General features: G+C 70.8%; 11 protein-coding genes and 1 pseudogene. 10 read left to right on the top strand and 2 right to left on the bottom strand.

Annotated features, from left to right (window positions below; genetic code table 11):
• Window positions 1-97 precede the first annotated feature (97 nt).
• From panC to HCR68_RS10195, 6 genes are all read left to right on the top strand, one after another.
• The gene (gene panC / locus HCR68_RS10220; RefSeq protein WP_167149170.1) at window positions 98-1,147 is read left to right on the top strand and encodes a pantoate--beta-alanine ligase; all 1,050 of its coding nucleotides are present in this window, start codon (window positions 98-100) and stop codon (window positions 1,145-1,147) included.
• Window positions 1,148-1,240: 93 nt separating this feature from the next.
• On the top strand, window positions 1,241-1,696 hold the full coding sequence (gene panD, locus HCR68_RS10215) for an aspartate 1-decarboxylase (RefSeq protein WP_167149168.1): 456 nt from the start codon (window positions 1,241-1,243) through the stop codon (window positions 1,694-1,696).
• 104 nt (window positions 1,697-1,800) lie between these two features.
• Window positions 1,801-3,528: a lysine--tRNA ligase gene (locus HCR68_RS10210; RefSeq protein WP_167149166.1), complete on the top strand. Its 1,728-nt coding sequence runs from the start codon at window positions 1,801-1,803 to the stop codon at window positions 3,526-3,528.
• A 96-nt stretch (window positions 3,529-3,624) separates the two neighbouring features.
• Window positions 3,625-4,581: a nitronate monooxygenase gene (locus HCR68_RS10205; protein WP_279586992.1), complete on the top strand. Its 957-nt coding sequence runs from the start codon at window positions 3,625-3,627 to the stop codon at window positions 4,579-4,581.
• A gap of 106 nt (window positions 4,582-4,687) precedes the next feature.
• The gene (locus tag HCR68_RS10200) at window positions 4,688-5,989 is read left to right on the top strand and encodes an ATP-binding protein (RefSeq protein ID WP_167149162.1); all 1,302 of its coding nucleotides are present in this window, start codon (window positions 4,688-4,690) and stop codon (window positions 5,987-5,989) included.
• Between the two features lie 61 nt (window positions 5,990-6,050).
• A complete protein-coding gene (locus tag HCR68_RS10195) occupies window positions 6,051-6,599 on the top strand; it encodes an RloB family protein (protein ID WP_167149160.1) in 549 nt (182 codons plus the stop codon).
• Between the two features lie 20 nt (window positions 6,600-6,619).
• On the opposite strand, the pseudogene HCR68_RS10190 reads toward HCR68_RS10195, so the two are convergent.
• Window positions 6,620-6,751: pseudogene (locus HCR68_RS10190) on the bottom strand (DivIVA domain-containing protein); the annotation flags it as partial.
• A gap of 11 nt (window positions 6,752-6,762) precedes the next feature.
• Complete coding sequence (locus HCR68_RS10185; protein WP_167149156.1) at window positions 6,763-7,494, bottom strand: pentapeptide repeat-containing protein; 732 nt, start codon at window positions 7,492-7,494, stop codon at window positions 6,763-6,765.
• A 182-nt stretch (window positions 7,495-7,676) separates the two neighbouring features.
• Here HCR68_RS10185 and HCR68_RS10180 point away from each other — a divergent pair, with 182 nt between their 5' ends.
• From HCR68_RS10180 to fepB, 4 genes are read left to right on the top strand one after another with little or no spacing between them, the layout of a single operon-like run.
• Window positions 7,677-8,807, top strand: coding sequence for an iron chelate uptake ABC transporter family permease subunit (locus HCR68_RS10180; RefSeq protein WP_243859047.1), 1,131 nt, complete (start codon window positions 7,677-7,679; stop codon window positions 8,805-8,807).
• A complete protein-coding gene (locus HCR68_RS10175) occupies window positions 8,804-9,922 on the top strand; it encodes an iron chelate uptake ABC transporter family permease subunit (protein WP_167149154.1) in 1,119 nt (372 codons plus the stop codon). Before HCR68_RS10180 ends, HCR68_RS10175 begins: the two co-directional genes overlap by 4 nt.
• Window positions 9,919-10,926, top strand: a complete 1,008-nt coding sequence (locus HCR68_RS10170) for an ABC transporter ATP-binding protein (protein ID WP_243859046.1) — start codon at window positions 9,919-9,921, stop codon at window positions 10,924-10,926. The genes HCR68_RS10175 and HCR68_RS10170 overlap by 4 nt, the downstream gene beginning before the upstream one ends.
• Entirely contained in the window at window positions 10,923-11,987 is a 1,065-nt protein-coding gene (gene fepB / locus HCR68_RS10165) for a Fe2+-enterobactin ABC transporter substrate-binding protein (protein WP_167149152.1), read from the top strand. The genes HCR68_RS10170 and fepB overlap by 4 nt, the downstream gene beginning before the upstream one ends.
• Window positions 11,988-12,028: the final 41 nt, after the last annotated feature.

The following is a 12,028-nucleotide window of genomic DNA, read 5'->3' as shown; positions in this document are numbered from 1 at the left end:
GTCTCCATTCTGGACATTTTTGCCCTCCTGCGCCCGGTGTCGACCGCTTCCGGCCGTCTCGGTCGCGGATTCGGCGCGGCCCGGCGGGGCGACTAGCGTGGGGCGCGTGAGCACCGAACCCGCACCGACGCCCGTTCCCGAGCCCCGCTCGGCCGCCACCACATCAGCCGCCGTCCCCGGCTCCACCGGCACCGCAGCCGTCCTGACCCGCAGCCGCGCCGAGCTCGCCGCCGCCCTGGCCGGCGCCCCGGACCCCCGCGCGGTCGTCATGACCATGGGCGCCCTCCACGAGGGCCACTTCGACCTCGTGCGCGAGGCCGCCCGGCGCGTCGGGCCGGCCGGCACCGTCGTGGTCACCATCTTCGTCAACCCCCTCCAGTTCGCCCCCACCGAGGACCTCGACTCCTACCCGCGCGACCTCGAGGGCGACCTGGCCGGCCTGACCCGGACCCTCACCGGCGCCGACGGTGCCCTGGGCGTAGGGCGGCTCGTCGTCTTCGCCCCCACCCCGGAGGTCATCTACCCGGCCGGGCAGCCGGCAGTGCGCATCGACCCCGGCCCCATCGCCACCGTCCTGGAAGGCCGCACCCGCCCCACCCACTTCGCCGGCGTGTGCCAGGTGGTGCTCACCCTCATGCACCTGACCGCACCGCGCTGGGCGCTGTTCGGCCGCAAGGACGCCCAGCAGCTGGCGATCATCGAGACCATGGTGCGCGACCTCGCCGTCCCGCTGGAGATCGTGCCGGTCGATATCCGCCGCGAGCCCGACGGCCTGGCCATGAGCTCACGCAACGCCTACCTCAGCCCCGAGCAGCGCCGCCAGGCTCTGGCCCTCTCACGAGCCCTCCAGGCGGGCCGCGACGCCGCCCAGGGGGCCGACTCGGGTACCCGCCCCGACCCCACTGAGGTCCGCCGAGCCGCCCTGGCGTCCCTGGAGGCGTCCGACGGCGTCGAGGTCGACTACGTGGCCCTCGTCGACCCTGCCAGTTTTGAGGACCTGACCGACGCCGGGCTCGGCCTGCCGCGCAGCGCGCCGGCGAGTGAGGACGCGGGGGAGGAGCCTCCCGCCGTGGGCCTGCTGGCCGTGGCCGCCCGCGTGGGAACCACCCGCCTCATCGACAACACCCTCGTCGACCTGCGCCCGTAGGCACCCCGGCCCGTGCCGGGACGCTGTCGGATCGCTCACCCTGTGCCGCACCGTACAGTGCGCCGGGCCCGCCGCCGTCTACTCTGTGCCGCGATGAGCGCCCGCACCCGGACGATGATGACGTCCAAGATCCACCGCGCCACCGTGACCCAGGCCGACCTCGACTACGTCGGCTCGATCACGGTGGACGTCGACCTGCTCGAGGCCGCAGACCTGCTGCCCGGCGAGCGCGTCGACATCTGCAACTGCACCAACGGCAACCGCCTGTCCACCTACGTCATCCCCGGCCAGCGCGGTGCCGGCGAGATCTGCGTCAACGGCGCCGCCGCCCACCTGGTCGGCCCCGGCGACGTCGTCATCCTCATCGCCTACTCCCAGATGTCTGACGCCGAGGCCCGCACCTACCTGCCCCACGTCGTCTTCGTCGACGAGGCCAACCGCATCGTGGAGCGGGGCACCGACCCCGGCCAGGTCCCGACCGACTCTGACGTCGCCCGCCTCCAGGGCCTGCGCCCCTCCGGCATCCCGCTGGCCGACGCCCGCGCCTGAGCCCGCCCGGCGGCCGACTGGTGTGACCAGGATCGAGTGTGGTGCGGGCGTTGTCGACTCCCGAGGGGCGACCGGCGCGGGCGCACGCCGTTAGACTCCTTCACGTGACAGACGAGAGCACCCCCAGCCCCGACCTGACCGCCGCCGATGCCCCCGCCGGCACCGAGTCCCCCAAGTCCCCGAATGCCCCGAAGTCCCCGGACGGCTCGGCGGACCAGACAGACCAGGCTGACCAGGCCAAGCAGCCCAAGGCCGACCCGGGCCCGGGCGAGCAGTTCGAGGTCCGCGCCGGCAAGCGCGAGCGCCTGCGCGGCGAGGGCTGGGACCCCTACCCGGTCTCCGTGCCCGTCACCACCACGATCGCCGCCGTGCGCCAGGCCTACTCCCACCTCGAGGCCGGCCAGGAGACCGACGACGTCGCCGGCGTCGCCGGCCGCGTCGTCTTCCTGCGCAACACCGGCCGCCTGTGCTTCGTCACCCTCCAGGACGGGGCCGGCGCCACCCTCCAGGCCATGCTCTCGGCCAAGGCCCTGCCTGCTGAGGGCCACACCTGCCTGGCCGCCTTCAAGGCCGACGTCGACCTGGGCGACCACCTCTTCGTCCACGGCCGCGTCATCTCCTCGCGCCGCGGCGAGCTGTCCGTCATGGCCGAGCCCGTCCTGCGCGACGGCGCCGAGGCCGCCGCGGCCGGGGATGACGACGTCGAGGTCCCCGCCTGGCGGATCGCCTCCAAGGCCCTGCGCCCCCTGCCCAAGACCTGGACCAACGAGGCCGGCGAGGCGGTCACCCTCTCGGAGGAGCAGCGCGTGCGCCGTCGTGAGCTCGACCTGCTCACCCGGCCCGCTGCCCGGGACATGGTGCGCACCCGCGCCGCCGTCGTGCGCTCCATCCGCGAGAACTTCTTCCGCCGCGACTACCTGGAGCTGGAGACCCCCATGCTCCAGGTCGTGCACGGCGGGGCGGCCGCGCGCCCGTTCATCACCCACATGAACGCCTTCGACATGGATCTCTACCTGCGCATCGCCACGGAGATCTACCTCAAGCGCGCCGTGGTCGGCGGCGTCGACCGCGTCTTCGAGATCAACCGCAACTTCCGCAACGAGGGCGCCGACTCCTCCCACTCCCCGGAGTTCACCGCCCTGGAGGCCTACGAGGCCTACTCCGACTACGACGGCATGGCCGAGCTGACCCGCAACCTCGTCCAGCAGGCGGCGCGCGACGCCTTCGGCCTGCCCGAGGGCGGCGAGGTCGTCACGCTCGCCGACGGCACCGAGTACGACCTGTCGGGCGACTGGGACAAGATCGACCTCTACACCTCCGTCTCCGAGGCCCTCGGCGAGGAGATCACCGTCGAGACCCCGCGCGCCCAGCTCGTCGCCCACGCCGAGAGGATCGGCCTGGAGGTGGACGACTACGCCGTGGCAGGCAAGGTCGTCGAGGACATCTTCGAGGAGCTCGTCGGCAACAAGCTGTGGGCGCCCACCTTCGTCTACGACTTCCCCGAGGACACCTCGCCACTGACCCGCTACCACCGCAGCCGGCCGGGCCTGACCGAGAAGTGGGACCTCTACGTGCGCGGCTTCGAGACGGCCACCGCCTACTCCGAGCTCGCCGACCCCGTGGTCCAGCGCGAGCGCTTCGAGGCCCAGGCACTCGCGGCCGCCAAGGGCGACCCCGAGGCCATGGTCCTGGACGAGGACTTCCTGGTGGCCATGGAGCAGGGCTTCCCGCCCAGCGGTGGCATGGGCATGGGCATCGACCGCCTCCTCATGGTGCTCACCGGCCAGGGGATCCGCGAGACCATCACCTTCCCCCTGGTCAAGCGGAGCTGATCCGGGTGGCCGACGCCCGTCCCGGCGGCCTGCCCCGGGGCGCGGCGCCGGACTAACCACCGGAATAACCGGCTGTGAGCGCCGGTTGCAGCGCCCATGAGCGCTGTGACAGACATCCTCGGAACGCGGTACCCCTTCATCCAAGCCCCCATGAACTGGATGACGAACCCCGTCTTCGTGGCGGCGGTGGCCAACGCCGGCGGCCTGGGCGTCGTCGGCACGAACGCGGGCCAGACCACGGTGACCACGGACCCGGTGGGGACGGCCGAGCGCACCCGGGCCGCCATCCGGGGCACGCGCGAGCTCACCGACAAGCCGATCGGACTCAACCTGCTCGTCGCCCCCGGCAACGAGTTCTCCGAGCGGACTCTTGAGGTCGCTCTCGAGGAGGGCATCGAGGCCTACGTGACGATCGGGGAGCCCGACGCCGACACCTTCCGCAGGATCCAGGACTCCGGCGCCGTCATCATCCACCGTCCCCTCAACCCGACCCTGGAGGAGCTGCGCCGGGCCGAGGACTTCGGGGCTGACCTCATCGTCGCCACCGGTTACGACGAGGGCGGCATCACCCCGACCGTCTCGACCGGGACCTTCTCCATCGTACCGACCTTCGTCGACGCCGCCCGCGTGCCGGTCATCGCCGCCGGCGCCATCAACGACGCCCGGGGCGTGGCCGCCGCCCAGGCGCTCGGCGCCCAGGGCGTCTTCGTGGGCACCCGCCTCATGGTGACCCGGGAGTCCCCGCTGGCCGACTCCGCCAAGCAGGCGATCATCAACGCCACCGGCTGGGACGTCGACTGGGTGGCCCCGTCACGCCGCTCGGTGCTGACTCCCTACGCGCGCGGGCTCGCCGAGCAGTACCACTCCGACGGCGACGCCGAGGCCGCCTCCGCGCGGCTGGTCGACTCCGGCGCGGTGCGCGTCGGCATGGTCGACGGCGACCTGGAGGCGGGCATCATCAGCGTCAACACGGCGATCTCCCTCATCCACGATGAGCCCAGCGTCGCCGAGCTCATCGAGCGGATGATGACCGGCTGGCGCGAGCACGCCTGAGACGTAGCGGCCTTCGGTCTCGTGGTTCGAGCCGTGACGAAAGCCGCGAGTGCCTTGATTTGGGAAAGAACTTCCCAAAACGAGGTGATCGCAATAGAATTATCGCATGTTGCTCGACTTCACCGTGGCGAACTTCTGCTGCTACGCGCAGGAGGCGACCCTCGATCTCACCCGGAGCTCGCTCAAAACCCTGACACCGCGTGACGGCTCCTTGTGGCAGGAGCAGACATGGCGCGTGGCGGCGATCTTCGGTGCCAACGCCTCCGGCAAGTCGACCCTCCTTGATGCTCTTGACTGCCTGCACCACGCCGTCGGTGGCCGACGGGACATCCTGCACCAACCCTTCAGTCTCGATCGGGATCACGCGGCACAGCCGTCCCACTTCTCCATCGGTTTCACCCACGAGAACGAGCGCTACAGCTACAGCGTCGAGGCGAATCGCTGGGGTATCGCGCGTGAGGAGCTCTGGGCCGCGGGTCAGCGCTGGCGCAAGGTCTTCGTGCGGACCCAGGCCCCCGAGGACAACGAGCCCACGATTGAGGCCGGCACCACCCTCAAGGGCGCCACCAACGAGGTCCGCCGGATCACGACGCCCAAGGACCTCTTCCTCGCCGTGGCCCTCAAGTACAAGCACGCCACGCTCGCTCCGATCGCGCGCAGCCTGCGGGCCATGCGCTTCATCCACCACAGCGATGAGGAGCGCAGCTCGCTCCTGCGGTGGGTGATGAGTCGGCTCGCGGAGGACCCCGAGCAGTGGACTGACATTGCGAATGCCATTGCTCAGGCCGCCGATCTCGGCATTGTCGGCCTCGAACTCGAGGAGCAGGAGGTGCCTCAGGAGGTGCTTGAGCTCTTGCGACGGTTTCTCCGGAACGATGACGATGATGAGGATGCCGAGGTACCCACCGAGGTGCTCAAGGAGCTTCAGCGTCACCTCGTCCTTCAGCATCGCGGCGCTGATGGCGAGGAGTACCGGTTGACTATCGGTCAGGAGAGTCAGGGCACTCTCACCTGGTTGGCAACAGTCGGTCCCGCGATCGACGCTCTGCGACTGGGGCAGGTTCTGTGCATCGACGAGCTCGATGCGAGTCTCCACCCGACGCTGACCGCCACGCTGGTGGACATGTTCAAGGATCCCGACCTCAACACCCGGGGTGCCCAGATCGTCTTCACGACCCACGACACGGCGCTCCTGGACAACTCTCCCGTCCAGCTCCTGGAGACGGGTGAGGTGTGGATGAGCGAGAAGTCGGCCTCCGGTGCGAGCGAGCTCTTCTCCCTCGCGGACTTCCCGACCAACCGCAAGGCTACGAACAAGCAGCGCCGTTACCTCGCCGGGGCCTACGGCGCTGTTCCCCGGGTGGACACCTCCAGTCTCCGCCGGTATCTCTCGGCGGAGGCGAGGTGAGATGACACCACCGAGAAAGAAGCGACGTGGTCAACGGTCTGAGCGGCGCACCGTTCTTCTCGTGACCAATGGGCGAGTCACCGAGAACGCGTATCTACAGCAGCTGGGCCGACGCACGGATCAATCCCGGATATCGGTCAAGGTGAAGGTTATTGACCGTGACCCACTCGGTGTTGTCAAAGAGCTCGGAGGGCCTCGATCAGACCTCAGCGACTACAGGGAGGTGTGGATCGTCGTCGATCACGACGGTCAGGACCGTCGCCGCTTCCTCGACGCATGTCGGAGGCTGAGCAGCAGGAGGACTGCTGTCCACGGCGTCGTTTCCGTGCCCTGCTTCGAGGTCTGGCTCAACGCCCACTACGCCCCTGTGCGGAACTACCGGAACCAGGTGGATGCCCAGAGGCACTACCTGGAGCTGACGGGTCTGAATAGCAAGGACGCCAAGAAGCTCCCGGACAGCTTCCCCTGGGATGAGGCCGCACAAGCCGCAGCCAGGTGCTATCTGCCGACGGACAGCCTTCCCGAGCTCGGCGTACAAGGGCCGTGTCCGTCGACGACGATGCCCCACCTGCTCGGCAGCCTCGGACTTCTCGACTCCGACGAGTTCTAGAAACCGGAGGTGCCCAGGCGGCGCTCCTCCAGCCCCCGCATCGTGGTGGTGACTTCGTCGAGGAGCTCGTCGACCTCGTCCTGGTTGTAGCCCGCCTTGAACGATGAGGCATTGGACTTCACGGTGAGGACGTCGTCGGATGTCAGTGCCATGTCGATGCTCTTTACTTCTCTTCTCCTGCTGATGTCGTTGCGCGATCCTCATCCTCGACTCGCAGACCCAGGTGGGCGGCCATGAGCGGGGCCAGCTCGGTGAGCTGCTGGCCGCTGACGGTCGCCCCACCCAGGGAGCCGACGCCGCTGACCGATCTCATCTCCAGGCCGCGCAGGTCGACGTCGGCCAGGCTCCCGTCACGCAGCCGCAGCGTGCCCACCCGGCTCTCCTCGAAACGGACCCTCTGGGCCTCGACCCCGCTCAGGTCCAGCTCGTCGATCCTGGTTGCCCGGATGAGGACGTCGCGAAGGCCTGTCCCGGCGAGGTTGGCGAAGCCGAGGCGGCAGTCCTCGATGAGAAGGGACTCGACGTCGGCGTCGTAGAGCTCCCAGGCGCCGATGCGTGAGCCGGTGAGCTCCACCGTGCGCCACGTGGAGCGGGGGCTGTGGAGGTAGGTGGAGCTCAGACGCTCCAGACGGCAGTCGACCAGCCGCGCCGCGCTCAGGTCGGTGTCATCGGCGAACACCTCCGACAGCTCGCAGCTCAGCAGGCGGATCGCGGACAGGTCCGCACCGGTCAGGTCCGCCCCGGCCAGCTGCAGGTCCTCGACCATCTCACCGGCGACCAGCTCGTCGGCCGCACCGTCGCGCAGGCGACTGAGGTCCGGTGCCTTGAGGACCGGTGGCCTCGGGGAGGATGCGGAGGAGGCGCCTGGGGCGGCATCGGTCCGAGCAGCTGTCATGGCCCTGTTCTATCCCAGATCGGCTCCGGGCACCGGGGGTTGTGGTCCCCAGTGCCCGGGTGTGAAGGAGGGGCACAGCCGTTGTCTCAGCTATCAAACTGACAGGTCGGACCATGATTGACAGGCCCTGAGCGCACCCTTAGGTTAGGCCTACCTTTGTCGTGGGTAGTGGGGGAGGCCTGATGTCGGAGGAGGACCACGGCGGCGGAGCTCGCCCCCTTCGCGCCCGTGCGACGGGGGCCGGCGTAAGCGGGCGCGTGGCCCGCGCTCGCCTTAGTCTCACGCCCCGCCTTCGGCGCCCGGTCATCCTCCTGGTCGCCGCCGCGCTGCTGGCCGCGAGCGTCCTGGCCTCCCTGTTCATCGGCTCCTCCAGGATCCCCGCCGACCAGGTCATCCACTACCTGCTCCACCCGGATGCCTCCAACGTCAGCTACAACATCAACGTCCTGCGCGTTCAGCGCACCCTCATCGGCCTGCTCGTCGGAGCGGCCCTGGCGGTGGCCGGGGCGGTCATGCAGGCCGTCACCCGCAACCCCCTGGCCGAGCCCGGCCTGCTCGGAGTCAACGCCGGCGCCTCGCTGGGCATCGTCCTGGGGACCGCCGCGCTCGGGGTGCTGCCGGTGCCCGGCCAGCTGGCCCTGGCGGCCGGCGGCGCCCTGGCGGCCACCGTGCTCATCCAGGTCATCGGCATGATCGGCAGTACCGCGGGCGCAGCGGGAGGAGGCTCGCCGGCGGGCTCGGCCTCCTCGCCGGTGCGCCTGGTCCTCATCGGCGTCGCCTTCTCGGCCTTCGTCGGGGCGGTCATCCGCGGCGTCGCGCTGACAATGCCGAACCTGTTCCGCACCTTCATCGACTGGGAGGTCGGCTCCCTGACCCGCGCCGACATCCCCCTGCCGGCCATGGCGGCCCTCGTGGTCCTGGGGATCGGTGCGGCCCTCCTCCTGGCCGGCGCCCTGGACAACATCGCCCTGGGCGACGACGTCGCGGCCGCCCTGGGCACCCGGGTCGGCCTCGTGCGGGCAGCGAGCCTGGCGGTCATCACCGTCCTGTGCGCCACCGCCACCACGGTGGCCGGCCCCATCGGCTTCGTCGGGCTCATGGCGCCCCTGACGGCCGCCTGGCTCATGGGGCCCCACCGGGGCTGGATCGTGGCACTGTGCGCGCTGGTCGGTCCCGTCGTCGTCCTGGCCGCCGACGTCCTGGGCCGCGTCCTGGCCCGCCCCGGCGAGATGCAGGTCGGCCTGCTGACGGCCTTCGTCGGCTCGCCCGTTCTGCTGCTCATGGTGCTGCGGCTGAAGGACCGCGCCTCATGAGGGCCGGCGGGTCGAGCCGCGCACTCGCCTCGGTGCGCCCGCCCATCGCCGGCGGCCCGCGCCGCCGCCTCCACGTGGGCACCGACGCCGGGCGGTTGTGGATCGTCGTCGGCCGCTGGTCGGTGCTCATCAGGCCGCGCCACGTCCTCGTCGGCCTCGTCCTGCTGGCGCTCAGCCTCGCGGTGGCCGTCGCCGCCCTGCGCCTGGGGAGGTTCACCGTCTCCACTCAGGAGGTCATCGACGCCCTCCGGGGGCAGGGGCGCCGGATCGTTCGGATCGTCGTCGTCATGTGGAAGCTGCCCCGGATCGTGCTGGGTCTCGTGGCGGGGCTGGCGCTGGGCGTGGCCGGCGCCGTCTTCCAGACCATCACCCGCAACCCCCTGGGCTCGCCCGACCTCATCGGCTTCAGTACCGGCGCGCAGACCGGGATCCTGGTCAGCGTCCTGCTCCTGCCCGGCGGCATGCTGTCCACCTCCCTGGCCTCCTTCATCGGCGGCGCCGCCGTGGGGGCGGTGACCTACCTCGTCTCCCTGCGCGGCGGATTCACCGGGCTGCGGTTCATCCTGGTGGGCATCGCCATCAGCTCGATGCTCGTGTCGGTCAACCGCTGGCTCCTGGTGCGGGTCGACGACGATCAGGGCCTGGGCGCCCTCAAGGCCATCACCGGCACCCTCGGGGCGGCCGGGTGGCCGGTGGTCGCCCCGACCTGCCTGGCCATCGGGGGCGCGGTAGTCCTCACCCTGCTGGCCGGCCGGCACCTGCAGGTCCTGTCACTGGGCGAGCAGGTGGCCACAATCCTGGGCAGTCCCACCCGTCGCGTCAGCGCCGTCCTCATCCTGCTGGGAACGGTGCTGGTGGCGGTGGTGACGATGGCGGCCGGTCCCATCGGCTTCGTGGCCCTCGTGGCGCCCCACCTCGCCCGGTTCCTCGCCGGCTCCCCGCAGCCCCCGCTGCTGGTGAGCGGCCTGACCGGGAGCCTCCTGCTGGCGGGCGCCGACCTGCTCAGCCAGCTGATGCTCGAGTCGATGCCCGTCAGCGTGGTGACCAACGCCGTCGGCGGGCTCTACCTCATGGTGGCGCTGACCGTGGCGGCGCGCGGAAGGAGATCCCTGTGACCGACCTGCCCGGCTTCCCGGACCTCTCGGACCTCTCCGCCGAGCCGCCCGGGGACTCGCCCGCCGCCTGCGGGCCGGCCGCCTCCCCGGCTCGCCTGGCCGCCCGGGGCGCGACCATCGCCTACGAGCGCCACGTCGTCTCCCGGGACCTCGACGTCGACATCCCGGCCGGCGTCTTCACCGCCATCGTGGGCCCCAACGCCTGCGGGAAGTCCACGCTGCTGCGCACCCTGGCCCGCCTGCACCGGCCCGCCCGCGGCGCGGTCCTGCTCGACGGCGCCGATATCGCCGGCCTGGGCACCAAGGAGGTGGCCCGGCGGGTCGGCCTGCTGCCTCAGAGCGCCGTCGTGCCCGGGGGCATGCTGGTGCGCGACCTCGTGGCCCGCGGCCGCTTCCCCCACCAGGGCCTGTTCCGCCAGTGGTCGCCCCAGGACCGCGACGCCGTGGAGGAGGCCATGGAGATGGTGGGCGTCACCGAGCTGGCCGCCCGTCCCGTCGACGAGCTCAGCGGCGGCCAGCGCCAGCGGGTGTGGATCGCGCTGGCCCTGGCCCAGGGCACCGAGACGATCCTGCTCGATGAGCCCACCACCTTCCTCGACCTGGCCCACCAGGTCGACATCCTCCAGCTGTGCCGCCGCCTCAACGCCGACGGGCGCACGGTGGTGGCCGTCCTGCACGACCTCAACCAGGCAGCGCGCTGCGCCGAGCACATGATCGTCATGCACGCCGGCCGGGTGCGCGTCACCGGCTCCCCGAGCCGGATCCTCACCGCGGACCTCATCGAGGAGGTCTTCGGCCTGGCGGCCGTCATCGCCCCCGACCCGGTGGCCGGCACCCCCATGGTGGTGCCCCGCAACCTGGGCGCGGTCGTGCAGGCGGGCACCGGCCCGGACCCCGTGCCCGCCGCCCCCGCTCCACAGTCCTCTGCCGAGCCCGACTCGGCAGACGCCGGCCCGACTGCTCCCTCCCAGCAGGACGGACAAGAAAGGAACACCGACAGATGAACGCATCCACGCGGCGCACCCGCCGCATGAAGCAGGGCCTCGTCGCCGTCGTCGCCATGGTGCTGAGCACCGGGCTGGCGGCCTGCGGCTCCTCCGGCTCAACCTCCTCCTCAACCACCGCAGCCTCAGCAGGGGCCTCCGGCGCCGCCTCCGCGCAGGCCACCTGGCCGGTCACCATCAAGGGTGACGACGGCGTCGACGTCGAGATCACGTCTGAGCCCAAGAGCATCGTGTCCACCTCCGTGACGCTCACCGGCTCGCTCCTGGCCATCGACGCCCCGGTGGTCGCCTCGACCCCCGCCAAGCAGAAGGATGAGAAGACCGACGACAACGGCTTCTTCACCCAGTGGTCCAAGCAGGCCACCGACAAGGGCGTCAAGGCCATCGACGGCACGGAGGACAACCTCGCCCAGACCGTGGCCGGCGACAACCCCGACCTCATCATCGTCGCCAAGACGGGCCAGGACTCGGCCGTCAAGGTCGTCGACAGCCTGCGCCAGCTCGAGGTGCCGGTCCTCGTCATCGACTACGGCTCGCACTCCTGGCAGGACGTGACCAAGACCCTGGGCCAGGCCACCGGCCGCCAGGCCAAGGCCGACTCCGTCATCCAGGACTACAACACCAAGGCGGAGAAGGCCAAGAGCGCCATCTCGGTCCCGCAGGGATCGACGTCGGTCTTCACCGTCCCGGGCGACGGCACCAAGGGCGCCAACGCCTTCACCGAGGAGGCCCCGCAGGTCCAGCTCCTCAAGGACCTGGGCTTCACCATCGCCGCCGTCCCCGACTCCGTCAAGGGCGACCAGTCCATGGGTGAGCGCAAGGACATCGTCCAGCTCTCGCCTGAGAACGTCCAGGCCGGGCTGACCGGCGACAACTGGGTGGTCATCGCCGCCAACGAGACCGCCAAGACCGCCGTCACCAGCAACGAGACCTTCAGCTCGGCCGCCCCGGTGACCGGCGGCAAGGTGCAGTACATGCCGCCCTCGTCCTTCCGGCTGGACTACTACTCGGCCCTCGAGATGCTCGACGCCGTCCAGAAGGCCTACCCCAAGGCCTCCTGATCCCGCTTGATCCGATCAGCGACAGGGGTGCCCCGGGCCGT

Origin of the sequence: Actinomyces sp. ZJ308 (assembly GCF_011752065.1) — a bacterium.
GTDB lineage: Bacteria > Actinomycetota > Actinomycetes > Actinomycetales > Actinomycetaceae > Actinomyces.
This window is presented reverse-complemented; position numbering and strand designations above follow the sequence as displayed.

Coding starts and splice junctions, on each gene's coding strand:
- HCR68_RS10180 (WP_243859047.1), top strand. CDS start 7,677: ATGTCGGAGGAGGACCACGGCGGCGGAGCTCGCCCCCTTCGCGCCCGT.
- panD (WP_167149168.1), top strand. CDS start 1,241: ATGAGCGCCCGCACCCGGACGATGATGACGTCCAAGATCCACCGCGCC.
- HCR68_RS10200 (WP_167149162.1), top strand. CDS start 4,688: ATGTTGCTCGACTTCACCGTGGCGAACTTCTGCTGCTACGCGCAGGAG.
- HCR68_RS10175 (WP_167149154.1), top strand. CDS start 8,804: ATGAGGGCCGGCGGGTCGAGCCGCGCACTCGCCTCGGTGCGCCCGCCC.
- fepB (WP_167149152.1), top strand. CDS start 10,923: ATGAACGCATCCACGCGGCGCACCCGCCGCATGAAGCAGGGCCTCGTC.
- HCR68_RS10185 (WP_167149156.1), bottom strand. CDS start 7,494: ATGACAGCTGCTCGGACCGATGCCGCCCCAGGCGCCTCCTCCGCATCC.
- HCR68_RS10205 (WP_279586992.1), top strand. CDS start 3,625: ATGAGCGCTGTGACAGACATCCTCGGAACGCGGTACCCCTTCATCCAA.